The 23,488-nt window shown below is 41.5% G+C and carries 25 protein-coding genes; 10 read left to right on the forward strand and 15 right to left on the reverse strand.

Going from position 1 to position 23,488, the window contains the following annotated elements:
• Positions 1-45: 45 nt before the first annotated feature.
• Complete coding sequence (locus SFC25_RS01265) at positions 46-981, reverse strand: ring-cleaving dioxygenase (RefSeq protein ID WP_411213534.1); 936 nt, start codon at positions 979-981, stop codon at positions 46-48.
• A gap of 396 nt (positions 982-1,377) precedes the next feature.
• Positions 1,378-1,500, reverse strand: coding sequence for a hypothetical protein (locus SFC25_RS01270; protein WP_411213535.1), 123 nt, complete (start codon positions 1,498-1,500; stop codon positions 1,378-1,380).
• A 562-nt stretch (positions 1,501-2,062) separates the two neighbouring features.
• On the opposite strand from SFC25_RS01270, the gene SFC25_RS01275 reads away from it, so the two are divergent.
• A complete protein-coding gene (locus SFC25_RS01275; RefSeq protein WP_411213536.1) occupies positions 2,063-2,446 on the forward strand; it encodes a VOC family protein in 384 nt (127 codons plus the stop codon).
• Between the two features lie 48 nt (positions 2,447-2,494).
• On the opposite strand, the gene SFC25_RS01280 is transcribed toward SFC25_RS01275, so the two are convergent.
• Positions 2,495-2,905 (reverse strand): YbaN family protein, encoded by a 411-nt coding sequence (locus SFC25_RS01280; RefSeq protein ID WP_411213537.1) that lies wholly within the window; start codon positions 2,903-2,905, stop codon positions 2,495-2,497.
• Positions 2,906-3,078: 173 nt separating this feature from the next.
• Positions 3,079-3,570, reverse strand: a complete 492-nt coding sequence (locus SFC25_RS01285) for an STAS domain-containing protein (RefSeq protein ID WP_411213538.1) — start codon at positions 3,568-3,570, stop codon at positions 3,079-3,081.
• Positions 3,571-3,759: 189 nt separating this feature from the next.
• Between SFC25_RS01285 and SFC25_RS01290 the strand changes: the two genes are divergently transcribed.
• Both SFC25_RS01290 and SFC25_RS01295 read left to right on the forward strand, forming a co-directional pair.
• Positions 3,760-4,824 carry a response regulator aspartate phosphatase gene (locus SFC25_RS01290; protein WP_411213539.1) on the forward strand — a complete coding sequence of 355 codons (1,065 nt, stop codon included), beginning with the start codon at positions 3,760-3,762 and terminating at the stop codon, positions 4,822-4,824.
• A gap of 54 nt (positions 4,825-4,878) precedes the next feature.
• Positions 4,879-5,739, forward strand: a complete 861-nt coding sequence (locus SFC25_RS01295) for a GNAT family N-acetyltransferase (RefSeq protein WP_411213540.1) — start codon at positions 4,879-4,881, stop codon at positions 5,737-5,739.
• Between the two features lie 30 nt (positions 5,740-5,769).
• On the opposite strand, the gene SFC25_RS01300 is transcribed toward SFC25_RS01295, so the two are convergent.
• Positions 5,770-6,195, reverse strand: a complete 426-nt coding sequence (locus SFC25_RS01300; protein WP_411213541.1) for a MaoC family dehydratase — start codon at positions 6,193-6,195, stop codon at positions 5,770-5,772.
• 662 nt (positions 6,196-6,857) lie between these two features.
• Between SFC25_RS01300 and SFC25_RS01305 the strand changes: the two genes are divergently transcribed.
• Positions 6,858-8,276 carry an MFS transporter gene (locus SFC25_RS01305; RefSeq protein ID WP_411213542.1) on the forward strand — a complete coding sequence of 473 codons (1,419 nt, stop codon included), beginning with the start codon at positions 6,858-6,860 and terminating at the stop codon, positions 8,274-8,276.
• Between the two features lie 77 nt (positions 8,277-8,353).
• Here SFC25_RS01305 and SFC25_RS01310 read toward each other — a convergent pair whose 3' ends face one another.
• Positions 8,354-8,956: a TetR/AcrR family transcriptional regulator gene (locus SFC25_RS01310; RefSeq protein WP_411213543.1), complete on the reverse strand. Its 603-nt coding sequence runs from the start codon at positions 8,954-8,956 to the stop codon at positions 8,354-8,356.
• Positions 8,957-9,102: 146 nt separating this feature from the next.
• Here SFC25_RS01310 and SFC25_RS01315 point away from each other — a divergent pair, with 146 nt between their 5' ends.
• Positions 9,103-9,840, forward strand: a complete 738-nt coding sequence (locus SFC25_RS01315) for an SDR family NAD(P)-dependent oxidoreductase (RefSeq protein ID WP_411213544.1) — start codon at positions 9,103-9,105, stop codon at positions 9,838-9,840.
• 39 nt (positions 9,841-9,879) lie between these two features.
• Here SFC25_RS01315 and SFC25_RS01320 read toward each other — a convergent pair whose 3' ends face one another.
• Both SFC25_RS01320 and SFC25_RS01325 read right to left on the reverse strand, forming a co-directional pair.
• Positions 9,880-10,365 (reverse strand): tetratricopeptide repeat protein, encoded by a 486-nt coding sequence (locus SFC25_RS01320; protein WP_411213545.1) that lies wholly within the window; start codon positions 10,363-10,365, stop codon positions 9,880-9,882.
• A gap of 54 nt (positions 10,366-10,419) precedes the next feature.
• Positions 10,420-10,860: a LytS/YhcK type 5TM receptor domain-containing protein gene (locus SFC25_RS01325; RefSeq protein ID WP_411213546.1), complete on the reverse strand. Its 441-nt coding sequence runs from the start codon at positions 10,858-10,860 to the stop codon at positions 10,420-10,422.
• Between the two features lie 136 nt (positions 10,861-10,996).
• Here SFC25_RS01325 and SFC25_RS01330 point away from each other — a divergent pair, with 136 nt between their 5' ends.
• From SFC25_RS01330 to SFC25_RS01340, 3 genes are all read left to right on the forward strand, one after another.
• Positions 10,997-11,200, forward strand: a complete 204-nt coding sequence (locus SFC25_RS01330) for a hypothetical protein (protein WP_411213547.1) — start codon at positions 10,997-10,999, stop codon at positions 11,198-11,200.
• A gap of 269 nt (positions 11,201-11,469) precedes the next feature.
• Positions 11,470-13,152, forward strand: coding sequence for a glycoside hydrolase family 13 protein (locus tag SFC25_RS01335; RefSeq protein ID WP_411213548.1), 1,683 nt, complete (start codon positions 11,470-11,472; stop codon positions 13,150-13,152).
• A 151-nt stretch (positions 13,153-13,303) separates the two neighbouring features.
• A complete protein-coding gene (locus tag SFC25_RS01340) occupies positions 13,304-14,047 on the forward strand; it encodes an SDR family NAD(P)-dependent oxidoreductase (RefSeq protein ID WP_411213549.1) in 744 nt (247 codons plus the stop codon).
• A gap of 52 nt (positions 14,048-14,099) precedes the next feature.
• Here the strand turns inward: SFC25_RS01340 and SFC25_RS01345 are convergent, their stop codons facing one another.
• Complete coding sequence (locus SFC25_RS01345) at positions 14,100-14,861, reverse strand: MBL fold metallo-hydrolase (RefSeq protein WP_411213550.1); 762 nt, start codon at positions 14,859-14,861, stop codon at positions 14,100-14,102.
• Between the two features lie 129 nt (positions 14,862-14,990).
• Here SFC25_RS01345 and SFC25_RS01350 point away from each other — a divergent pair, with 129 nt between their 5' ends.
• Positions 14,991-15,407, forward strand: coding sequence for an Lrp/AsnC family transcriptional regulator (locus SFC25_RS01350; RefSeq protein ID WP_411213551.1), 417 nt, complete (start codon positions 14,991-14,993; stop codon positions 15,405-15,407).
• A 94-nt stretch (positions 15,408-15,501) separates the two neighbouring features.
• Here the strand turns inward: SFC25_RS01350 and SFC25_RS01355 are convergent, their stop codons facing one another.
• Positions 15,502-16,683: an FtsW/RodA/SpoVE family cell cycle protein gene (locus tag SFC25_RS01355; RefSeq protein WP_411213552.1), complete on the reverse strand. Its 1,182-nt coding sequence runs from the start codon at positions 16,681-16,683 to the stop codon at positions 15,502-15,504.
• 3 nt (positions 16,684-16,686) lie between these two features.
• The gene (gene ftsW / locus SFC25_RS01360; RefSeq protein ID WP_411213553.1) at positions 16,687-17,817 is read right to left on the reverse strand and encodes a putative lipid II flippase FtsW; all 1,131 of its coding nucleotides are present in this window, start codon (positions 17,815-17,817) and stop codon (positions 16,687-16,689) included.
• Positions 17,818-18,004: 187 nt separating this feature from the next.
• Between ftsW and SFC25_RS01365 the strand changes: the two genes are divergently transcribed.
• Entirely contained in the window at positions 18,005-18,817 is an 813-nt protein-coding gene (locus SFC25_RS01365) for an undecaprenyl-diphosphate phosphatase (protein WP_411213554.1), read from the forward strand.
• A gap of 39 nt (positions 18,818-18,856) precedes the next feature.
• On the opposite strand, the gene SFC25_RS01370 is transcribed toward SFC25_RS01365, so the two are convergent.
• The 4 genes from SFC25_RS01370 to SFC25_RS01385 all read right to left on the reverse strand — a co-directional run bounded on the left by SFC25_RS01370 (position 18,857) and on the right by SFC25_RS01385 (position 23,379).
• The gene (locus SFC25_RS01370; protein WP_411213555.1) at positions 18,857-20,203 is read right to left on the reverse strand and encodes a gluconate:H+ symporter; all 1,347 of its coding nucleotides are present in this window, start codon (positions 20,201-20,203) and stop codon (positions 18,857-18,859) included.
• A 98-nt stretch (positions 20,204-20,301) separates the two neighbouring features.
• Positions 20,302-21,312 (reverse strand): 4-hydroxythreonine-4-phosphate dehydrogenase PdxA, encoded by a 1,011-nt coding sequence (gene pdxA, locus SFC25_RS01375; protein ID WP_411213556.1) that lies wholly within the window; start codon positions 21,310-21,312, stop codon positions 20,302-20,304.
• Between the two features lie 13 nt (positions 21,313-21,325).
• The gene (locus tag SFC25_RS01380) at positions 21,326-22,612 is read right to left on the reverse strand and encodes a four-carbon acid sugar kinase family protein (RefSeq protein ID WP_411213557.1); all 1,287 of its coding nucleotides are present in this window, start codon (positions 22,610-22,612) and stop codon (positions 21,326-21,328) included.
• On the reverse strand, positions 22,612-23,379 hold the full coding sequence (locus SFC25_RS01385) for a DeoR/GlpR family DNA-binding transcription regulator (RefSeq protein WP_411213558.1): 768 nt from the start codon (positions 23,377-23,379) through the stop codon (positions 22,612-22,614). The genes SFC25_RS01380 and SFC25_RS01385 overlap by 1 nt, the downstream gene beginning before the upstream one ends.
• Between the last annotated feature and the right edge of the window lie 109 nt (positions 23,380-23,488).

Genomic DNA, 23,488 nt, shown 5'->3' on the forward strand with positions numbered 1-23,488 from the left:
AATAGTTTAGTTAGAAAGCTCATTTGATTTTTCTCCTCTGCAGTCTTAATCCAATTCTCTTACTTCAAACGGCAGGACGTGATTTTCAATTTTCCCTCTGTGCTGCTCGTATTGCGCAGGCAGCATCAATTTTTCACCCATCGCTTCCTGTGCTTCGTCAATCGCGAATCCTGGAGGATCTGTTGCGATCTCAAAGAGGATTTCGCCATGCTCGCGGAAGTAGATGGCATTGAAATAGTTCCGGTCCTGGACAGGTGTAACGCCATAACCCAAGCTGTCTACGTAGCTGCTCCAATCAAGCTGATCTTGATCGTCACTCGCACGCCATGCGATGTGGTGTACAGTTCCAACTCCCATTTGGCTTCTTCCGCTTGTTGTCTGTTTGATATCGATTACGTTCCCGATGTCACCAGCTGCACGGAAGCGGACATACTCGCCTTCTTCTCCAACTTTCTCCAAGCCCATTTGCTCGAGAAGCTGTCCTGTTGCACCAGGGCGCTTAGAATAAAGTGTAGCTCCGCCGAACCCTTTGATTGCAACTTCCGCTGTCACTTCGCCAAACGTCCATGTATTCGTTTCCCCTTCTTCTCTTTCCACGATTTCCAAATGCAATCCGTGTACATCATCAAACTGCAAATATGTCTCGCCAAAGCGTTCCGTTCTCTCAAAAGCAATATCAAACTTCGCCAGTCTGTTTTCCCAGAAAGAAAGTGCGCCTTTTGGTACTACATAAGATGTAACGCCCACTTGACCGTCGCCGATTCTGCCCTGGTATGCGTTCGGCCAAGGAAAGAAGGTAATGATCGTGCCTGGCTTCCCTTTTCCATCTCCAAAGTAAAGGTGGTATGTGCCTGGATCATCGAAGTTCACAGTTTTTTTCACGAGGCGAAGCCCTAATATACCAGCATAGAAATCTGTATTTTCCTGTGGATGGCCAACAATTGCTGTAATGTGGTGAATTCCTTGCGTTTGTTTTGTCATTTCTGTTCACTCCTTTTTTTCTATTCATAACTAACAAATTCACTAACAGGTCTTTGATATCCTCTTGGTTTTCTGGTCTTTGCTTTCATCCATTTCATTTTTGGTAATCTGGTTGTTTGGAAGAATGTTACTTGCCGCTCTCCGCTCTTTCACTAACCCTTTAAATCGCCCTACGCCACTTACCTCGAATTCGAGATATATGATTAAAAAAATATCATCCAACCATTTATTTCGAATTCGAGACATTAGGCTAAAAAAATAGGCGCTTACTAGAAGTGGTTTTTTATCTCGAATTCGAGATAATTATATATCAAATTAATTTCATCTGTCAACAGGCTTTTCCCAATATTTTTTTATAAACAAAAAGACCGGTATGAATGACCGGTCTTTCCCCTTTTATACAGACTCTCTTCTCAACGCTACATCTGGTCGATTCCAATTTTGCAGCCAATTACGGACAGCAGTCACCATGATGATAAGTCCAAGTACAAGCATGATAATAGTTTGAACACCGTTCAATACATTGTAGCCCGCTGCTTGAGACCGATCCATCTTATTTAAAACAAGAAAGCTACGGGTACAGTATAAATTAAAACAGCTGTGATAAAGAATCCGAGCATAATATAAGTTTAAATCCTCCTAAACTTCTTCATCTCTGCTTTTGATTGAAACGGCATAGATGCCAATAAGGAAATATTGCCAAGATTATCACCAGCACTCCAACCAATTCTTCCGTTCTTAAACCGCAACAATCTATCTTCCTTCGTCTCGGTATGATAGTTCGCACGCTGCTGGACCACTAGTTAGAGCACCCGTAAATATTCCACCATTTATGATTGCAATACCACCAATTATGAGTAACGCGTTTGCCATACTTATCCTCCTTTGGCTCTGATAGCGTTTATACGAAATATATATGGAAAAGGTTGTTATTTGAAAATCACTCTTATACAGATAAAGCAGAAGGAAAAGAAACAGAAAAAAGCGTATAGATAAATGAAGGAGGAAAGAACATGAATACCTTACATATCAAACACACATTACTTCAAACTAAACTTGTTTATCCTGCTGGTGTGTCCTCATGACACAAGCATCCTTTTCACATGTCCTGCAGATTTTCCCATGTCCTGACATAATGGAAACTGCAGCTTTTTATGAAAAATTAGGATTCCAGTCTGTTCCTTATCTTAATAGTGCAGAACCGCATATATGCTTGTACCGTGATACCATCGAACTCATTTTGACGCAGTCTGTTCTGGATAAAATCTTCCCAAACCGTATACAGTATGGCTACGGATATGATGCGTATTTCATCACGGAAAAGCAGGCAGCCATGCTGCAGGAGTTCGCAGAGAAAAGAATTAACATTGTCCGCCCTTTAATGGTGACCGACTATGGTAATAAGGAGTTTGTTTTTGAAGATATAGATGGCAGATGGATAGCGGTCGGGAACAAGATAAAATAAGAAGGACCGTTTTCCATTGAAAACGGTCCTTCTCTTTATCTATAAACGCTATGCGCGATTCTTAACGCCGCTAACTTCCTCTGGCTTAATCGTTTTAATTTTCTTTATGAAATAATAATGCTTTATCAGACCAAGTATAATCAACACAATCTTCACTAGCCATATATCAATATATAATACAGAAAACAGGATGAAAGCATCCGCGATTATATTGATGCGGATTTTTTCTTTGAGGGTCATCCCTTTGTTTTCTTTGATTGCAAGTACATATTTTGTATAGAAAGTGGTGCTTTTAAACCAATCATCAATTCGTTTGGAGCTTTTTGCATAACAGAATGTTGCTGCCATCAAGAACGGGCCGCCAGGCAGTACCGGCAAAACGATCCCTGCGATTCCAAAGCCCAAGAAAATGGTTCCAAGCAGGAAGAATAGGATGTTCTTCAGTTTTTTTATGATCATCACCTTACTTTATAAATACCTTTGATTACCTCGCATTATATCAAAAAAATAAGATAGAAAGTAAGCGGTTAAGCTCCTATTACGACCTTGATAAAGCAACTGTAAGAAATCTGTCAATATAATGGAAAAGTATAGAAAAAGAGCCCTCAGATTTGCGAGAGCTCTACGCTGGCTTATTTATCAATTTCCTTAATCTCCATACCCTTTTGCTTCAACAAGCTTTTAAGGCCTGCGCGGAAGGTGGAATACGACTTGAATCCTTGGAATCCCGAATTGGAAAGGACAAGCTTTTGTACCAATTTAGCTGAGAAGCCGACGAATATGGTTTCGACGCCCATCAGCTTCAGCGCCTCTGTCAGATTCTTTATATTGGCACTAAGTTCCCTGTAGCCTATTGTATCTATATCCAAGTAATTGATGCCGGTAAGATCAATAATGACTGTGTCTGCATCCACATTAACGACACTGTTTACAATTTTATCTTGTATATATGTGAAACGCTCCACAGAAAATGTACCAGTCAGCGGAACAAGTATCGTATTCGGTACGATAGATGGAATCATCGGTGCCGATAAATCCTTGATCATTCCCTCATATTCTGCAAGTTTCTTCTTCAGCTGTTCATTTTCCTGCTGCAATTCTTCCATGCTTGCTATGTCACTCATCACCTTACTGTGAATTTTTCGTCTCTATCTATAGCAGTATTATACACGCTCTTCCTGAGATATTGTACATACTTTCCCCTTTCTTTCGATATGTAATCTTCTTGTAATTTACATTTTAATGCATCTTCATCTACAAATTTCGACGGAAATGGTAAAATATAACGAAAGACGACGATAAAGGGGACGCGTATGGATAGTAGTTTACTCGTAATAGATCAGGATTTGACGGCGGCTATGAAGGATTGGTATATGCATATCCGGCTTGGGAAGCGGCAGGAAGCATCGGATATGTATCATGAACTGTCAGAACGGGTAGAGGAATTGAAGCAGCAGGATTTGCTTTACATCGTTTATTTACTGCTCTCCTGCAGATTTCATGTATTGGTTTCAGATTTGAAGAAAAGTAAACATTTTCATGAGGAAGCAGGCAAATATAAGCATGCTTTTGTACCAGCATTACATTATTATTATCATCTTGCAGAAGGAATGCGTCTAGGAGAAGAAAAGGAATATATGTGTGCACTTGCTTCGTTTGAACAGGCAGAGGAATATCTCTCCTCTATTGACGATGAAGTGGAACAAGGTGATTTCCACTTCCGCAAAGCGATGACCTATTTCTACTTGGATATTTCCTCTCTTTCTGTTTTACATACGGAATATGCTGTGAAAGTATTCGAAAAACACCCCGATTACCGGTATCTGCTTGCACGCAGTCTTTTGATGCGAGGGCTGAACCTTATTGATCAGAAAGAGTTCACGCATGCAGAGAACACCTTGAATGATGCCCTTTCTCATACAGATTTTGAAAAGGAAGGCGCCCTGGCTGCTTTGATTCAGCATAATATCGGATACTTATATGCTGTACAGCAAATGCCTTTAGCAGCTATTCCATATTTAACAGCTGCCCGGAAATATCGGACTTATCCTGCCTATTTGAAGACTTTATTCCTCTTGGCAAGCTCATACTGGAAAACTGGACAACATGACAAGGCAGTGGAAGCCTATCAGGAGGGCTTCCAGCTGAGCATCACCGAGAAGGACGACATATTTAAGTGGGAATTTGCCATGCTGCACAAGAAGTTTGTTGATCGCGCCAATTTTGAAACAGTTTGGACAGAAGGAATTGCATTCTTTCTGGAACAAGGCGATAAGTTCAATGTACGGACCTATGCAAGTGAACTGGCCGCTTATTTTACAGAAACCGGACAAGACGATTTGGCTATCTACTACTATAAGCTTTCTTTACAATCTTAATACACCGAAACACACAACAAGAAACGGCAGAAGTATCACTATAAGGAGGAGCATATGTCTCAAAAATTAGTCTTACTAAAGCCGATTTCCGAGGAAGATGCCCACGCATTGCTGCCAATCTGGTCAGACGCTGCAGTTACGAAGTGGACGCGTTATCCTATCTTACAATCATTATCAGAAGCGAGAACCAGAATCAAACAGCTGGAACAAACGAAACACACAAGCCGGTATACAATTCGACAGCACGATGACTTGTCCATCATCGGTACTTGCGGATTTAAACGCTTGAACTTCCTGCATGAAACAGGCGAAATCGAATTCGAGCTCAGCAGTACCTTTTGGCGCCAAGGCTTCATGACGGCAGCCCTGCAGGAGCTTCTCCACATCGGCTTTGACAGGCTGCAGCTGAATCGGCTTGAGGTCAAAGTCAACGCCGACAATATCGCTTCTCAGCGCTTGGTCAGACGTGCGGGCTTCCGCCAGGAGGGCACCATTCGCCAAGGTCGGAAGTGGGACGGGAAGTTTCAGGATGTGCTTCTCTTCAGCCTGCTTCACTCCGAATTTCGCTCTACTTCCTCAGCTGAACAAATCGGACAGCTCGAGCTGCTGCGTTTGCTTGACCTGACGAATAATTCTGCGTCATATGCGAATAAAATCGTTAGTGAAGTGAATGATCACGTCGTGCGCCTTGCTGTCATTGACGGTGACTATCATTGGCATAAGCATGATGATTGTGATGAAGCGTTCTTTGTTCTCGAAGGAAAGCTATACATCGATCTGGAAGAAAAAACAATCAGCTTACAGCCTGGAGATTTATTCACTATACCTGCTGGTGTCATCCATCGGACCCGTTCCAAACAGCGGACGGTGAATATCTGCTTCGAGAAAGCTGTTAATGAAATAAGCGGAAGCTAAAAAAGAGGCATCTATAGATGCCTCCTTCTCTTAATTATCAATAAGTGCGCTAAGTTCTGCTTGAAACACTTTTACTTCATCTTGATTGAACGTGCTTAGCTGTACCGTCACTATACCATTGCCGCGACGTTTTGGGACTGTATCGATTACTTCAACAACAACACGAAGCTCATCGTCCGGAAAAACAGGCTTAATGAATTGGATATTATTCATTCCCGTTCCAGCCACAACGTGCTCTCCGTAAATGCCCTCTTCCACCCACAATTTAAAGGATGCGCTCATTGTTTGCATACCTGACGCAATTAAGTTGCCGAAGCGTCCCCGTTTCGCCTTTTCTTCGTCTATATGCATGTATTGCGGATCGTACACCTTGGCAAATTCAATAATGTCTTCTTTAGAAAGCTTGATGCTTTTCGTTTCGTAGCGCTGTCCTGCTTCAAATTCGCTGAATTTCATCCTGCGGCCCCTCTTTTTTACCCGTTTTGCTTCTTGTACAAATGCTGACATCGCACCTGATAGAAGCTGCAATATGTATATAGCATACATATATTGCATGTCGGTATTATATAGAAAAAAATAAGAGAAGTACACCGTGTTACAAATTGGATATTTCATAAAAATCGTCAAAAGCAAAATATTTTATGTTTAATCCATGGTTTGTTAGGGTATTTGATATGAGTTAAATAATAGAGGTAATACAAGGGGTCATCATTAGTTGAGATGATAACCATGGCTGTGTATTTATTGATTAGATGGAAATATGTGCAGAAGGAAAGGAGGAATGTATGTACTCTCCTTTGCTTGATGGTCTATTAAGGTTGATACAACTTAACTCGTCTGAATCAAAAACCTTTCAAATACTGTTTGAAAGCTTTTTTAATTACATTTTTTAAATCTGTATCAGTATGGTTAAAAAGCATTTGTGCACAATACATGTAAACAAACAATGGATCAACCTTAAATCAAAAAGTATAGGTGTTTACAGTTAGATACATTTTCCTCATATGACAGCTATGCTGGTTCTTCCCCTGGTTCCCATAGGGTGATGCAGTGATTTTGAAGCCAGTTTAACTGTATTTGTTGTCCTTGTATAACCGTATACCATGGAGTTGACAAAAATGAAATTTAACAAGAAGAAAATTAACGTTGTTGATATTCAAACGGCGAAGAAAAGTGTGTTTGCTACCGGGGTAGGAAACGCAATGGAATGGTTCGATTTTGGTTTATATTCCTACTTAGCAGTTATTATTAGCCAAAACTTTTTTACTGCAGTTCAAAATGACGAGCTAAAATTAGTGTTTACTTTTGCGACCTTTGCAATTGCCTTTTTAATGCGTCCTTTAGGCGGCATTATTTTTGGTAAGATCGGGGATAGGGCAGGAAGAAAAGTCGTTTTAACCACCACCATAATCTTAATGGCCTTTTCCACATTGCTAATCGGGTTACTGCCTACTTATGAACAAATCGGGATATGGGCACCGATACTGTTGTTAGTCGCCAGAATTATCCAAGGTTTCTCAACCGGTGGTGAATACGCTGGTGCAATGGTGTATATCGCCGAATCGTCTCCAGATAACAAGCGTAATATCCTGGGAAGCGGATTGGAAATCGGTACATTGACAGGGTATATATTGGCTTCACTTGTTGCCAGCATCCTTTTTATCGCTTTATCGGATGAGCAGATGGCTTCTTGGGGATGGAGAATCCCGTTCTTGCTTGGTTTACCGCTTGGACTTATCGGATTGTATCTGAGAAAGAGCTTAGAGGAATCACCTATTTTTGAAAATGAACTTTCTGCCAACGAAGGGCAGGAACAAGAGGAAGAAGGCTTCCTGTCCATACTGAAAAATCATAAAAAAGATATCATTGTTTGTTTCGTAGCTGTAGCATTCTTTAACGTTACAAACTATATGCTGTTATCGTACATGCCTTCCTACTTGGATGAAATCATCGGCCTATCCAGCACTACAGGTACTGTATTGATTACGCTGGTCATGGTCATAATGGTGCCACTTACATTACTGTTCGGCAGACTCAGTGATAAAATCGGGAATAAAACTGTCTTCTTAATTGGATTAGGCGGATTAACGCTTCTTTCCGCGCTTGCTTTTTATTTAGTGAACTTGAATGGTTTAGTGTTTATTTCGTTAGGTATTCTTATTCTGGGTGTGCTCCTTGCAACATATGAAGGCTCCATTCCTGGTTCATTACCAACAATGTTCTATACCGATATACGCTATCGAACATTATCTGTCACATTTAACGTCTCGGTTTCCATTTTCGGTGGTACGACACCATTGGTTTCCACATGGCTTGTACACCAAACAGGGAATAACTTAGCTCCTGGCTGGTATTTAACCATCGTAAGCATCATCGGTTTCCTTGTTATCCTATTCTTATTCAAGAGCACGTCGGGTAAATCCCTAAAAGGATCTTATCCAACAGTTGCTACGAAGTCTGAATACAAAGAAGCTGTTGAGAATCCAGAGGATGCCCTATGGTGGAAAGCAGAACAAGAAGAAAATAAACCTGTGTAATATGCTCCACTTAATGTGCATTATCATGAGAGTAAATAAGACAAGCTCAACCTCCAGGTTGAGCTTGTCTTATTTTATTAACGACCAATGTATTTAAAAGATTGGATATGCGTTTGTGATAACTCGATAACATCCTTTGTGAATTGTTCTTCAGGTATTTGAAAATCTTCTGCTATCAAGTTGCGGACAAGTCCGTAGAATCCATATCCCGTATAAATCTTGAAATAGTTCATATTCACGTGCATTCCATTAATTGTCTCAAATTCAAATTGTTTTTCATAAATGTTCTTAATAGCATTCGGGAAGCGGGTATGCATGCCCGGCAGTGTGTCTTCATATTTAATTAATTCAAAAAAGCTCTTGTTCTCATAAATATATGCTATAAGCGAAAAGGAAGGGACATCTATATCTTTTGTAGATGTTTTTCTCCCTGGTGTGTACATCATTCCCGCAGCATCTTCAAGGCCTGTAAACATCTTATCGAGCAGATCCTCTGCCAACTCTATTTTATCTTGATAATGAAAATAGAATGTACTGCGGTTGTAAGCTGCTTCTTCGACGATATCTTTCACTGTGACCGCATGATACCCCTTTTTCTTAATCAGCTCGATCAACGCCTTACGAAAGTGCTCTTTTGTCCGATTGCGCCGTCTGGATGTCGAATCTTGTTCATGTTCCATAAAAAAATCCCCCCTTAGTCAGACATTATTGGATTACCTGTCTAATAATTAGACATCCGCTATTCAGCTACTGATTGAGAAATGTGTCCAAAGTATTACAATTAAATTGTTACCGATTTAATTCCATTATACTGGGGGAAACAAGAATGGGGAAATTAGAAAATAAAGTTGCACTAATCACAGGGGGAGCATCAGGGATTGGCGCTGCTACAGCTCGTCTTTTTGCAGCAGAGGGCGCTAAGCTCGTATTAGTCGACTTGAACGAAGAAAAAGGAAAAATGGTGGAGGAAGAGCTGAAGTCCAATGGTACTGAAGCAATCTTCATCAAAACAAATATCACAAGCGAAAACGAAGTAGCTGATTTGTTCAAACAAGCTGTTACTGCTTTCGGCAAAGTTGATATTGTGTTCAATAACGCAGGAATCGGACGTGTGCATCCTTCACATGAATTGGATTATGCTGAATGGCGCAACACCGTAAACGTTGACTTGGATGGTGTATTCTTAGTTGCCCGCGAAGCCCTTCGCGTTATGCTTTTGAATGGCAGCGGCAATATCGTAAACACAGCATCCATGTATGGCTGGGTCGGCTCACCTGGATCCGCAGCATATAATGCAGCTAAAGGCGGTGTCGTGAACCTTACACGTTCTCTTGCACTTGAGTATGCGGACAAAAATATCCGTGTAAACGCACTATGCCCTGGCTTCATTGACACACCAATCATCCCGGAAGATGACAAAGCGGTACTTTCCACGATGACACCAATGAAGCGTCTTGGTCAAGCGGAAGAAATGGCGAAAGCTGTATTGTTCCTAGCTTCCGATGACTCTTCTTACATGACTGGTAACAGCTTGATTGTTGATGGCGGTTATACAGCACAATAATAAAACAGCTCATCCTAATTGAAGGGTGAGCTGTTTTACTTATTTATCCCAAATCATATCCAGCTTATCCGAGTAAAAAGAAATTGCTTTTCGATATTCCAAAATATCCTGATCAGAAGTTGTTTCAGCTATTAATTGGAGAAGAATACGCATTGCTTCCGCATGCCCTTTCTGATTGTATCGCACCATAGCGTAGAAAACTGGAAAAGCATTATTTTTCGGGAATTGCTTCATTGCTTCTTTCAAAATTTGCTCAGCTTTTTTGTACTGACCGAGTGTCCGGTATGTACTTCCTAACCCTAAATAAGCTCCTTCTTTATTATCAACTGATAACCCAAGTTCAATTGCTCTTTCATAATAAGGTACAGCAGCTGTCTCCTCTCCAAGCACATCAAAGCTCCACGCACATTGGTATTGCACTTCCGCTTCATGAGGATAAGCAGAAGCAAGTTTAGTCAACCTTTCATTGGCTTCCGCCAGCTTGCCTGCTTCTCTTAATCGAATCGCATCAGACAGCTCCTTCATAACCCAAATCGCCCCTTCACTTCTTTGACATCGGTACCTTGGAGCCATCCTTCATCACAAGACTATAGGTGGCCAACGTCCGAAATAATCTGCCGCTAAACCAGCTAATACAGTTGAGATGGCACAGGCCTCCGCTGTGAATCCTCCCAGGAATAATCGATGCACCCCAGCAATCAAGCCAACCCCCAGCCCTACAAAAGGTCCCCCCAGCAAGCCGCCGATCGTCACTCCAAGAATTCGAGTATTCGCAATGACACTATCCGTCTCAATGTCCAATAACCAAGTATTGGCCATTCGGCTGTCACCATGTATTTCCACACCTGTATAGTTGCTCAAAACTCCAAGGAATCCGAAAATAAGCAACAAAAGAAGTTTTTCTTTCATTGATTGGTTATGCAGAATAAGCCGTCGAAACGCTTTCGATTGGGAGAACAGGAAAACCGTTATCAGGATGATACCTACCCGTTCAATCTTTAATGGAACCAAACTCAGCATGCTGTCTCCCCCAGCAATATGTCTTAGTTCCACTTTTATCGGAATGGCTTCCAGTTTAATAGATTACGCATCAAAATGATCTGGCTTTTCTGTTATAATAGTACGAGTTCAACACCGCTTAGGAGGACTTTTACTTATGCTGAAAAAGAATGCCCTTTATATACTTTTCCTTGGTATACTCTGTATCCTCGCAGGAATTGGTGTGATGATTTGGGCTAGTGATAAATTTTACTTAGGAATTGCTTTCGTTGTACTTGGATTAGTTTATGGACTGGCTGGATTATTACTGTATCGCAGAGTAAAGAAGCAAGCTGTGACTAAAGTCGAGCCTAAAGAATAATCGAAATAGCTCAGCATATCGTGTGAACTCTTTTTAATAACTTCTACCGATTCTAAAGGGAGGATAAGGCAATGAAACTATCCATGAAAATAAAGCTTGAAATCTCCCCTTTCGTTTCAGCAGGGATCACTGCAGCATATAATTATTACATCATCAAGAAGATTCGCAGCTGATGCTTAACCGCCTTGCTTTCTCTAAGCGAGGCGGTTTTCATTTATCCCTAGTAAGGGAATAGTCCTACATGTAAATTTTGGAGGACAGGTGATCAGATGGAGAAGAAGTACTGGAAAGAAAGTGTTATCTACGAATTATATACCCGTAGCTTTAAAGACAGCAATGGAGACGGAATTGGTGATTTTGGCGGTATATTAGAGAAGATTGACTACTTGGAATATCTCGGAGTGGATACTGTTTGGCTTCCGCCAATCTATGTATCTGCGGATGTCGACCACGGCTATGATGTAAAGGATTTCAGGGCTATTCAGCCAGAGTACGGGACAATGGAACAATTTGATATCTTACTGGCAGAGTTTCATCGTCGCGGCATCAAACTTGTACTCGATATTGTCCCGAATCATACCTCCATTGAGCACGAATGGTTCCAGCAAGCGAGATCCTCCAAGGATAACCCTTATCATGATTATTATATTTGGGAACAAGGAAATCCTGATGGCTCCCCACCTTCGAATTGGCGCTCCCATCTTGGACGTCCTGTTTGGACGTGGAACGAGCAGACAGAAGAATATTATTTGCATCTGTACAGTGATAAACAGCCTGATCTAAATTGGGATAACCCGCGAGTCCGCCAAGAAATATATGATATTATGCGTTTCTGGCTGGAAAAAGGAATAGACGGCTTCCGTATTGATGCAGTTAATGTCATCTCAAAGGATCGGCGTTACCCAGATTCTGATCAAGAGACCTTGCAGGCTAAAGGTGAAGAATACTTTAAAAACGGTCCGCACATCCACGACTATCTGCATGAGATGAACAAAGAGCTGAAAAAGGATTTTGAATTCTTCACAGCAGGTGAAACTTCTGCCGTACATAATCACGATGTACTTCGGTATACAAAGCCTGAACGGGAAGAGTTGGATATGGTATTGTCAGCTGAAGCATCTGAGCTTGCTGATCAGGATGAAGATAAATACAAGAGTAAGGATTGGACTGTACATGATTTCCGAGAGGTACTACGCAAATGGCAGAAGGATGTCGGCGACGGCGGTGGATGGTTCGGCTTATACCTTAGCCACCATGATGCACCGCGGATGGTTTCTACCTTTGCAGATGATGGAGAATATCGGATTCCATCCGCAAAGCTGTTAGCTACAATGCTGCATACTTTGCGCGGAACGCCGTTCATCTTTCAGGGAGAAGAACTTGGTATGACCAACTATCCGCATTTCGATTCTGTTGATGCGATTGATGACCAGGAAGCACTAAGCTATTACGATTTGAAAGTGAACGAGCAAGGTGAGTCTGAAACGAAAATTATGGATCGGATACAGGAGAAGACACGTGACCATGCAAGAACCCCAATGCAGTGGGACACATCTGATCACGCAGGATTTACAACAGGTTCTCCTTGGCTTCCGGTCAATCCGAATTACAAGGAAATCAATGTACAATCAGGCGTTGATAATCCAGATTCTGTTCTGCAGTTTTATCGAAAACTAATTCGGTTGCGTAAAGAAAATTCCATCATGGTATATGGAGAGTTTGAGATTATCCTTAACGACCACGAGCAAATCTTTGGGTATATACGCAGGCTGGCTGATGAGGAATGGGTTATTCTGCTGAATATGACGGATGAAGAAGCACACTACGATATCCCCAGGGCTTGTGTGGATGATTGGGATAACAAGCATTGTGTCATTAGCAATTATCCACATGTGGATAATCGGAATATGTTAAGACCGCACGAAGCAATTGTGTATAAGTATGTAAAATAGTTGAGATATTAAAAGAGGAGTGTCTATCGGACAACTCCTCTTTTAATATGAAAAAAATGCTAATAATGTGTCAATTCCTTGACTTATATAGTCCAAAAGTTCATCATAAAGTTGTAGGATAATTTACCTAAACAAACTGGGGGTAACGTATATGTCAACAATCGAAGGAAAAGTAGCAATCGTTACAGGAGCAGCATCCGGTATTGGTCTGGCGACTGCTGAAGCTTATGTAAATAAAGGTGGTAAAGTAGTCATTGCAGACTATAACGCTGAAGCAGGACAAAGAGAAACTGACAGACTGAAAGCAGCTGGCGGAGACGTTCTATTCATTGAGTTCAACGCTGCTGAAGAAGATTCTATTAAAAATTTGATTGACCAAACAGTAGCACACTATGGTCAAGTTGATATCCTTGTAAACAATGCAGGTATCGGTGGCATGGGCGCAACACACGAGCTATCTTACGAAGATTACCGTAAAGTAATCGCGATCAACCAAGATGGTATCTTCCTGGCTTCCAAGTACGCTATCCAGGAAATGCTGAAATCAGGCGGCGGTGTCATCATCAATACGTCTTCTGTTCTAGGCTTCGTTGCACAGCCTGGCGCTTTCTCTTACAATGCCAGCAAAGGTGCTGTTAACACATTGACTAAATCCCTTGCTGTGGAATATGGCGATAAAGGCATTCGCGTAAACGCTGTAAACCCAGGATTCGTTGAATCAGGAATGGTGAACAAAGAAGCTCTTGGCGACTTCTATGACGGACTTGTAGCGAAACACCCAATTGGCCGTCTTGGCAAAGCGGATGAAATCGCACACGCTATCGTTTTCCTGACTGAAAACGACTTCGTAACTGGTGAAACACTTGTAGTAGATGGCGGTTACCTAGCTCAGTAATATAAATGAAAGGAGAACAGCTGAGCTGTTCTCCTTTTTTAATCTATGCACTTTAGAACGTATATGAGTCGCCATCATTCGGTACGAACACATTTGTCTCCATACCTTTTTCATGACAAAAGTTTCTCAATTCTTCCCTAGACAATGTCCAATGATTGACCGCTTCCATATGCACTGCAATAATCTTTGCATTGCTGGCTGCTTTGTAAACTTCATGAACGTCTTCTTTCCCCATTACCAGAGATCCGCCCTCTAAAAATTGATTATCCCCAGCGTTCACCACTATAACCTCTGGCTTATGGTTATCAATTGTATTTCCAACTTCCTCGTACCAGACTGTATCGCCTGCAACATATAAGGTTTGTTCACTTTCATGCTTAAACACAACGCCGCAAACAAGCCCGGCCATCTTCAATATTTCTCCCCTGCCGTGTTCACCATTTGTTTTAATTAACTGGATACCCTCAAAGACAGTTTCATTCGTAAGTACTTCAACATTCTCAAAACCAGCTTTTCGTATCGCTTCTGCATCTTCTTCGTTTTGGGAGAATACCTTAATCTTTTTGGGTAACGCCTCTTTAGCTGCATCATCCCAATGATCCAGATGAAGGTGCGTCACAATAACTGCATCGATATCCTGTATGATACTATCGATAGAAAGCGGCAAGCTCACTAGGGGATTCTTTTGATCCTGCCTAAGTGAATTTGGAAAAGGCGGAAATGCACCTTTGTGTGCTAACATAGGATCTATTAAAAACTTTTTGCCTGCATATTCAACTACGATTGTTGCATTACGGATTTGCGTTATTTTCATAAAAAGTCCTCTCCTCTTTTTGTACTTATCTTAGCTCTATAAATATTCTATATAATGACCTACCTGCAGATACATACTCTAAATAAAGTCTTTTTGCTGGATGACTTTATTTATGAAAGGAGTTAAACCATGTTAGACCACACGGATTTGCAAATCCTGGAGGAACTGTCCAAGAATAGTCGTATTACCATGAAGGAATTAGGAGAAAAAGTCCATTTGACCAGTCCTGCTGCTTCGGCCAGAGTAGCAAAATTGGAAGATAGCGGAATCATTGAAGCTTATACAATAAGAATTAATGACGTTAAAATGGGATTTTACATACATGCGTTTATAACCATCTTTACACAAAATACGAATCACAGGCCTTACCTTTCCTTTGCAGATACACAAAAAGAAAGTATTATTCAGAACTACAAAATAAGCGGGGATGGCTGCTACCTTCTGGAATGCAAATTTCAGTCGAATGAAACGATGAATGCATTTTTGGAAGCATTGAATCAGTATGCCAACTATAAACTCTCTATTGTCATAAACAAGAATGTATAACAGGAGGGTTCTGCACGCAGGCCGGAAGTCCCACCCTAAAAGGAACACCCCCTATTTTGGAGGTGTTCCTTTTAGGATTAAAACTTTTCTTTCTTTATATAGCTTTCTCTGTATTCCCAAAGAACTGATGGGCATATGTATTTCGAACAGACATAATGATTCCAAGCAGGATCATATTTGAAAATAGAGAGCTCCCTCCATATGTCAAAAAAGGAAGGGCAATTCCTTTGACCGGTAACATTCCCTCTACCATGCCAATGTTTTGAACTATTTGTATAGTAAGACTCAATGCCAAGCCAGCACAGATAATCGTTCCCAAGGGATCATTACTCTTTGAACCCACCTCCAGAACCCGAGAAATAAGCAGGAAAAAGAGTAAAATTACAGCAGCACCCGTCAGAAATCCTCCCTCTTCCGCTACAGAAGCAAAGATAAAATCAGTATGCTTTTCAGGAACATACACGTTTCCTTGTTCTATTCCCTTTCCTGTCAGACCTCCTGTCCCGACTGCCAAAACTGACCTTCGGCTTTGAAAGGCTTGATTGCTGTTGTTACTTGGATCCAGAAAGCCTATGATTCGATCCTGCTGATGGGGTTTCAGCTTAGGTATTAAGTCCTCATAAATAATCTCTGGTTTAAATAAGAATAAGCATGTAACTATGCTGACTGCAAGTAAAGGTAAAAGTATACCAATTGTCACTACAATCTTATTAAGCTTTACCATACCTAACATTGCCACTATCGCAAATAAATAGAGCATTACCATACCTGTATCTGGCTGCTGGTAAACGAGTAAGCTAGGAGGAATCGTCACGAGAAATATTTTGCCTATTAAAAGCAAATCCTCCTGTATATTTTTATGCCCTTCTTTGCGATCAGCTATCAATTTTGCCACCAATACAATTAAGCTAATTCGGAAAAACTCTGACGGCTGTATCGAACCTAAAAAAGGAATACTAAACCATCTTTTCGCACCTAGAATATTAGGAGCAATTGATTCTGGTGCAATAGTAAGAAACAATAACGACAAAACTGAAACGATGTAGAATGGCCAAGCTAGTAAACGAAGTTGATTCAAATCCAAAAGTCTGATCAATAACAACAAAGTAAAGCCAACCACATAATTGATAAATTGTTTCAGCGCAAAATTCTGGGCACCAAATTGTCCACCAGATTGTGTACTGAAAATAAATAAGATACTGACTCCGCATAACAAACATAATATAATTAAGATTGGCTTATCCAGCTCGTCCAACCGCAATTTCTTTACAAACATAGTTTAACGCCTTCCTTCCACGAGAGGAACGCGGACTTTCTTGGCATTCCTCGATATCTGCAAAATTATCCCCATCGTAAATAAATTCACAATAAGGGAGGAACCTCCATAACTGATAAAAGGCAAAGGTATCCCTGTGATAGGCAAAAGACCGGCAACTGCACCTAGGTTAAAAACTACTTGGACCATAATTTGAAATAAAAACCCAATCGTTAATAAAGTTCCGTATGGATTCTCTGCTCGCAAAGCTATGGAGACCCCTTTTATTAAAAGCCCAAAATAAAGGAAGAACACTACAGCCAGCCCCAAACTTCCCAGTTCCTCCAAAATTACAGCCATAATGAAATCAGTATGCGCTTCGGGAAGAAATCCAAGTTTCTGAACACTCCCTCCCACACCTTTGCCAAACACACCTCCAGAAGCGATTGCTTCATAACCATTAATCAGCTGATAACCCTTACCATTCGGGTCACTGAATGGGTTTTGAAAAGACATGATACGCGCTAAACGATAAGGAGCAGATACCGCTAGATAAATAACAGCACACACACCCACTCCAGCGATTGCGAACACGTGACGTTTCTTGATTCCCGCACATAGCAAAATAAAGAAACAAGGTATCGCTATAGAAGTAGCAGTTCCTAAATCCGGCTGCATAAGAATGAGCAAGAATACCATACCTAATAGTAATAGCTGCGGTAATAATTCTTTTCTGAAACTTGTAAGTGCCTTATGTCTTTTTCCGCAAACAGATGCAAAATAGACGACCATCGTAAACTTTACGAATTCCGCTGGCTGAAGGACAACAGGACCTAACTGCAGCCAACGTTGGGAGTTATTCCGAACCTCTCCAAACCATGGTGTGAGGACAAGCATAAGTAATATGATTGATCCTATGACTAGAAGCGGATTCCATTTTTGATAAAGCTTATAGGGCAGAAAAAAACCTATTGTCATCGCAATAATTCCAATCAAAAAAGATATCCACTGTCGATGAAAAAAGAAGTTCGAGGCATTATATCTCACTAAACCTAATGGAAAGCTAGCGCTGTACACCATAATCAATCCAAATATACAAACTGATATAACAAAAAAAAGCAATGTCTTATCCAGCTCTTTCACTTTCGAAAACATATTGAGCAACTCCAATTAAGAAAAATGAGTCATAGAAAATTACCGACTTTCGCCATGATAGCGGTAGTGTTGACATATTGTCAACACTACCGCTATATTTCATGCTAATCATTGACAAAACATCAACATTTCTATATGTTAACTTAGTGAGAAAAAAGTCAGAAACAAATAGCGAGGATATTTAACTATGGATTTATTTATTTTGCTCTGCAAATATCTCTTTTTAGGTCTTATTCAAGGAATATCTGAACCAATTCCTATCAGCTCAAGCGGACATTTGATAATTGCTCAGCATCTATTCGGAATAGAAGTAAATGATTTAAGCTTTGAAGTAATCGTCAACACAGCTTCTCTAATTGCTGTGATACTTGTATATAAAAATCAAATTGCTAAACTATCTTCCTCATCTTACCAATACATAATGAGACGAGAAGAAGAAAAAAAAGATGATTTCAAACTCGTTATCTATCTTATAATTGGGACAATACCAGCCGCTTTATTTGGGTTGCTATTTAATGATTTTATTGGGGAAAATTTGAAGAGTACATTTACGGTCGGGATCGCACTGCTTTTAACTGCCATATCCTTGTTTCTAATCAGAAACATGAAAGGTAAGAAGAATGAACAAAAGATAGGCTGGAAAGAGGCTCTATTAGTCGGACTTGGACAATCAGTTGCTCTTATTCCTGGTGTAAGTCGCTCCGGTGCCACAGTAGTGGCAGGCATGCTGACAGGGATGAATCGGGACACAGCATTAATGTTCTCATTTTTACTCTATATACCGGTAAGCTTAGGCGCTAGTATTTTAGAGATTCCTAACATGTTCGGCCAGCAGATTACGACAGATTATCTTATCGCATATGCTTTAGCGTTTATGGCTTCTCTCATAGGGACATATTTTGCTTTGAAATGGTTTATCGATGTTATGAAAAAAGGTAAATTGATATATTTCTCTATCTATTGCTTATTCTTAGCGATTATCACGTTGTTACTATTATAAAAAACACCCTGCCAAGCATTACTTGGCTGGGTGTTTTTTTTAAATAAATATATCCAGAATCATAGTGAATACTAGACCCGATACCGCCACAACTGTTGATAGTACAGTATACGTACCGAAGGCTTCTTTCAATGTCATGCCGAGGGATTCTTTTACCATCCAGAACCCGGCGTCATTGACGTGGGAAGCAATTGCACTGCCTGCACCTGTTGCAAGAGCTACCAGCTCAAGGTTAACATCCGGCATAGTACCTAGTGACGGAATCACCAAGCCAGCTGTTGTCAGTGTAGCAACAGTCCCGGATCCAAGACAGATACGAAGGATTGCAGCAACCATCCAGGCGAAGAATACTGGTGACATTGAAGTGTCTGCAAAGATAGATGCTACATAGTCACCAACACCGCCGTCGATAAGAACCTGCTTCAAGGCTCCGCCACCACCGATGATCAATAGCAGCATACCAAGTGCATTAATAGCTGATCCACAAGAATCCATCAGTTTTTTGATTGGGATATTTCTTCTTATCCCCATTGTGTATATCGCAACTAATAGTGAAATTACCATTGCTGTGGAGGAGTTACCCACAAAACGGATGATTTCTATCAACAGATTGTCATCGAAATTTATTTCTGCCTGGAGGATATCCACAGCTGCACCAATTGCCATGAGGATAACTGGGAATAGTGCAGTGAAAACACTGATACCGAAACTTGGCATTTCTTCTTCTTTGAATGTTTTTGCAACACCAAAGGATGCACTGCCTTCACGTGTCCATGCAGTTGGAACGATTTTTTTAGCAAGCTTCGGATACAGAATACCTGCAAGAATAACAGTAGGAATCGCAACGATGATACCATAAATAAGCATAAGACCAATATTTGCACCATATTCCGCTGCTACTGCAGTCGGACCTGGATGCGGCGGAAGGAATGCGTGAGTCGCAAGTGCCGCTGTTACCATCGGCAAACCGAGGTGAACGATGGAGACTTTCAATTCTTTTGCAATCGAGAAGATGATCGGAATCAGCAAGACGATTGTTACTTCAAGGAACAACGCAATACCAACGATGAATGAAGCAAATAGAACAGCCCATTGGATCCGTTTTTCACCGAATTTATCAATAAGCGTAGTCGCAATTCGGTTGGCACCGCCAGCATCTGCAATCAGACGGCCAAGCATCGCACCCATACCGAAAATCAGCGCTATATGACCGAGTGTACCACCTAAACCGCTTTCAATAGAGCCAACTACATCTGACATCGGCATGCCAAGCAGCAATGCCACAATAAAGGAAACAATGATCAAGGAAACAAACGTATTAAGCTTAAGCCCCATAATCATGATAAGCAATAATAGTACACCTAAAGCTATGATCAGTAATGGCATGATGATTTCCCCCAAATCTCTTTGTAAGTGTTTACATTGTTGCCCGTCAGAAAGGAAGGACTAACGCATCCTTCCAATCCTCTGGTATGTTATTTTGCTTATAGTGTTGTACGAGTAAAGTTCGGCGCATATTGTGCTGCAACTTTGATACATTCTTCCATGCTTATGCTCTCTGCAATGTTTTTGCCGGCAATATCAAATGCAGTACCGTGGTCAACGGATGTACGCAAGAACGGCAGACCATTTGTGATGGAAACAGTGCGGTGGAAGTCTGTCATTTTCGCCGCAATATGACCTTGGTCATGGTACAAGGAAAGAACTGCATCGTACTTGCCGTTTAATGCTTGGAAGAAGACAGAGTCTGCAGGAACTGGTCCAACTGCGTCGATGCCATCTTTAACAGCAAGCTCGATACCTGGTTTGATTTGTTCTACTTCCTCCCAGCCGAACAAGCCGCCTTCTCCGCTATGCGGGTTCAAGCCTGCCACTGCAAAGCGGCGATTTTCCACTCCTAGACGCTGAAGTGCTTTGTCACAGCGAATCAAGTAATCTTGTACTCTTTCCTTCGTCATTTGTGCAATAGCATCTTTCAAGGAAAGGTGACGAGTAAGGAAGAAGATACGCATACCGTTTACTTCAAACATTGTTAGCGGATCATCAGAACCAGCTAGGTCCTCCAGCATTTCCGTATGTCCGATATAAGGAACTTTCGCTGCTTTCAAGGACTCTTTGTTGATCGGCGTTGTCGCAAGTGCTTGCACTTGGCCATCCATTGCAAGCTCAACAGATTTCTTGATATATTCGAAAGCACCTTGACCGCCTTGAGAGGAAACTTGGCCGTACTCTAGTGCTTCTATATCAATGTTGTCCAAGTTAATAACGTCGACTGTACCTAATTCGTATTTTCCTTCTGTTGGAGAAGATACTTCGTTTACTTCCAGATTTGCTTCGACGATTTCAATCGCTTTTTTGATAACTGCTGTATCACCAATCACGAGTGGTTTACATACATCGTAAATTTCCTGCTTTGTTAGTGACTTCATTGTAATTTCCGGTCCGATACCTGCTGGATCTCCCATTGGAATTGCGATAATTGCTCTTTCTGCCATTGTTTATTCCTCCTTAAAATTTAGCTTCCAAATATTTAACACTTGTATAAATTGCCTTCGTTCCGCCTGCTGTACCGCCTTTAGTTACGATTGGAATACCATCCAAATAGCCTCCCATGAACTTCCCATAAGCGATCAGCGGCAGGATCTCATCCATCAGCTGAATTCCTTCTGCTCTGCTTATCGAACAAAGTGAAGCGGTTACATCTCCGCCACTTGAGAAACAGCCACCAATTTCAAATTTGCTTTCTTGTACAACTACCCGTGTTATTTTGCCGAGGCCATCGGCAATCCGTTTCGCTAATGCGTCTTGACTTACTCCCTGCTGTGCTCCAAGCGTCTTTAAATCAAGGATTTCAGCACCAGGAGCATCAGTTGTGATCAACAGGATGTCTTGTTTCTCCATCTCCTGCTTTGCCAGGGTAATTACCCGATCTACCTCTTCATCCCATACTCCATCCACTGTCGCCAGCTTTTTGGAATCCACATAAATTGGTCGGAGGTTCGTCTTATCCTTCAGGTATTGCAGCTGTTTCGAGCTATTCGAAGTGACACTTCCAACTGTGACGATAATCTTTTTATCCTTCATTCGCTTACGGCTGAACGCCCGAGCGAATGCCGCTGTCAGGGGACCCGGATCAGCCGGCACCATCTGGTAAGCTTCAAGCTCTGCCATGGCACCTGCAACGGCATCTATGTCTTCATTTGTGATAACATCCGGCACAAGGATTCTGGCACCAGCGTCGATTGCTTCCTGCATCTTGCTTTCGATCGCTTGCTTGCCTGAAAGGATTGTCTCAAGTCCGATGCTTGCAACGCTGAATTTACTTTGTTTTTCTACCAGTTTCGGTACATGTGATTCTGTAACCGGTTTAACCGGATCCTTACCCACATCTGACAATTGAACTGGTACACCATGAACGAGCAAGTACCCGCCAGACACGATTCGTCCGGAATCCGGATAAGCTGGTACGACTACAGCGACCGCCTGTGGTCCAAGTTCATCAAGCAGTGTATCGAGCTCAACACCAATATTTCCGCGCACGGTGCTGTCGATCCGCTTGCAAACGATATCCGTCTCCCACTTCTTCAAATTCCCCGCAACTGTTTTCACACGACGGTGCGCGACCTCCCCTTTCACATACCGGCTATCGGTATCTACAATCACACCGTTGATCTGGTCTGAGGAAGGCAGATGGTCGTAGAAGACCATCGTTGCAACGTTATATCCAAGCTTTGTCAGCTTAACACCAGTTCCATTTCCACCAGTTAGATCATCTGCAATTACACCAATCTTCATCAGGCTTCCTCCTCTGCTGCTACGACCTCCAAAAGCTCCGGTAATTCTCTCGGATGATAAGCCTTAATACCGCTATCCGAAATGACACCGGATAATACTTCCAAGTCACAAACTTTAGCCAGTGCCTTCTGATCCAGCTTGCTTGAATCTGCTACCAGCCATGTAGCCTGCGCTGATTCGACCATCAATTTCTTAATGGATGCCTTCTCAAACGTAGGCGCTGTCACACCAACCTGAAGGTGAACCGCGTGTGCTCCCAGGAAAAACAGATCTACATGAAGGTTACGCAAAGTCTGCTCTGTGAGCGGTCCAAATAACGCCCCAATATTGTTCTGCATCTCACCGCCAGTCAGGATCACCTTTACCTCACTGTCCATCAGCTCTGCTGCAATTTTGATGTCATTCGTTACGACAGTCAGATTGTGTTTGTGCTTCAGCAGTTTTGCGATTTCAAGCGTTGTCGTTCCGGAATCAAGCAGGATTGTAAAGTGCTCCTGCACCAGTTGAACAGCCCGTTTCGCAATCAGACGTTTTTCTTCAGCATGCTTGCCTTCTTTTGTCTGGAATGAGGACTCCATCACCAGTGGCTTGTTGAGAATTGCACCGCCCAGCGTTCGGATGATCTGCTCTTGCTCCTCCAAATAATTTAAATCTCTTCGGATTGTCATAGCAGATACATTCAGCTCTGCTGCCAATGCATCGATATCTATCTTTTCATTCTTATTTAATTGTTCTAAAATCACATTTCTGCGTTCATTTGGCTGCATTTTATATCACCTTTGTTAATCATGAACATCTTATGAGTCAATGATATGCTTATTAATGTTAATTGTCAACATAATATTGTTAATAATTATCACTTAAATATTCTAAATT

The sequence above is a fragment of the Terribacillus saccharophilus genome, assembly GCF_046592595.1.
In the GTDB taxonomy this organism is placed as follows: domain Bacteria; phylum Bacillota; class Bacilli; order Bacillales; family Amphibacillaceae; genus Terribacillus; species Terribacillus saccharophilus_C.

What these genes read in the sequence shown, in the direction of transcription:
- SFC25_RS01340 (WP_411213549.1), top strand. Translation starts at nt 13,304, where the DNA reads ATGTCAACAATCGAAGGAAAAGTAGCAATCGTTACAGGAGCAGCATCC.
- SFC25_RS01285 (WP_411213538.1), bottom strand. Translation starts at nt 3,570, where the DNA reads ATGAGTGACATAGCAAGCATGGAAGAATTGCAGCAGGAAAATGAACAG.
- SFC25_RS01385 (WP_411213558.1), bottom strand. Translation starts at nt 23,379, where the DNA reads ATGCAGCCAAATGAACGCAGAAATGTGATTTTAGAACAATTAAATAAG.
- SFC25_RS01290 (WP_411213539.1), top strand. Translation starts at nt 3,760, where the DNA reads ATGGATAGTAGTTTACTCGTAATAGATCAGGATTTGACGGCGGCTATG.
- SFC25_RS01295 (WP_411213540.1), top strand. Translation starts at nt 4,879, where the DNA reads ATGTCTCAAAAATTAGTCTTACTAAAGCCGATTTCCGAGGAAGATGCC.
- SFC25_RS01350 (WP_411213551.1), top strand. Translation starts at nt 14,991, where the DNA reads ATGTTAGACCACACGGATTTGCAAATCCTGGAGGAACTGTCCAAGAAT.
- SFC25_RS01335 (WP_411213548.1), top strand. Translation starts at nt 11,470, where the DNA reads ATGGAGAAGAAGTACTGGAAAGAAAGTGTTATCTACGAATTATATACC.
- SFC25_RS01300 (WP_411213541.1), bottom strand. Translation starts at nt 6,195, where the DNA reads ATGAAATTCAGCGAATTTGAAGCAGGACAGCGCTACGAAACGAAAAGC.
- SFC25_RS01380 (WP_411213557.1), bottom strand. Translation starts at nt 22,612, where the DNA reads ATGAAGATTGGTGTAATTGCAGATGATCTAACTGGTGGAAATGGAACT.
- SFC25_RS01315 (WP_411213544.1), top strand. Translation starts at nt 9,103, where the DNA reads ATGGGGAAATTAGAAAATAAAGTTGCACTAATCACAGGGGGAGCATCA.
- pdxA (WP_411213556.1), bottom strand. Translation starts at nt 21,312, where the DNA reads ATGGCAGAAAGAGCAATTATCGCAATTCCAATGGGAGATCCAGCAGGT.
- SFC25_RS01280 (WP_411213537.1), bottom strand. Translation starts at nt 2,905, where the DNA reads ATGATCATAAAAAAACTGAAGAACATCCTATTCTTCCTGCTTGGAACC.
- SFC25_RS01305 (WP_411213542.1), top strand. Translation starts at nt 6,858, where the DNA reads ATGAAATTTAACAAGAAGAAAATTAACGTTGTTGATATTCAAACGGCG.
- ftsW (WP_411213553.1), bottom strand. Translation starts at nt 17,817, where the DNA reads ATGTTTTCGAAAGTGAAAGAGCTGGATAAGACATTGCTTTTTTTTGTT.
- SFC25_RS01355 (WP_411213552.1), bottom strand. Translation starts at nt 16,683, where the DNA reads ATGTTTGTAAAGAAATTGCGGTTGGACGAGCTGGATAAGCCAATCTTA.
- SFC25_RS01325 (WP_411213546.1), bottom strand. Translation starts at nt 10,860, where the DNA reads ATGCTGAGTTTGGTTCCATTAAAGATTGAACGGGTAGGTATCATCCTG.
- SFC25_RS01275 (WP_411213536.1), top strand. Translation starts at nt 2,063, where the DNA reads ATGACACAAGCATCCTTTTCACATGTCCTGCAGATTTTCCCATGTCCT.
- SFC25_RS01345 (WP_411213550.1), bottom strand. Translation starts at nt 14,861, where the DNA reads ATGAAAATAACGCAAATCCGTAATGCAACAATCGTAGTTGAATATGCA.
- SFC25_RS01365 (WP_411213554.1), top strand. Translation starts at nt 18,005, where the DNA reads ATGGATTTATTTATTTTGCTCTGCAAATATCTCTTTTTAGGTCTTATT.
- SFC25_RS01370 (WP_411213555.1), bottom strand. Translation starts at nt 20,203, where the DNA reads ATGCCATTACTGATCATAGCTTTAGGTGTACTATTATTGCTTATCATG.
- SFC25_RS01330 (WP_411213547.1), top strand. Translation starts at nt 10,997, where the DNA reads ATGCTGAAAAAGAATGCCCTTTATATACTTTTCCTTGGTATACTCTGT.
- SFC25_RS01310 (WP_411213543.1), bottom strand. Translation starts at nt 8,956, where the DNA reads ATGGAACATGAACAAGATTCGACATCCAGACGGCGCAATCGGACAAAA.
- SFC25_RS01265 (WP_411213534.1), bottom strand. Translation starts at nt 981, where the DNA reads ATGACAAAACAAACGCAAGGAATTCACCACATTACAGCAATTGTTGGC.
- SFC25_RS01320 (WP_411213545.1), bottom strand. Translation starts at nt 10,365, where the DNA reads ATGAAGGAGCTGTCTGATGCGATTCGATTAAGAGAAGCAGGCAAGCTG.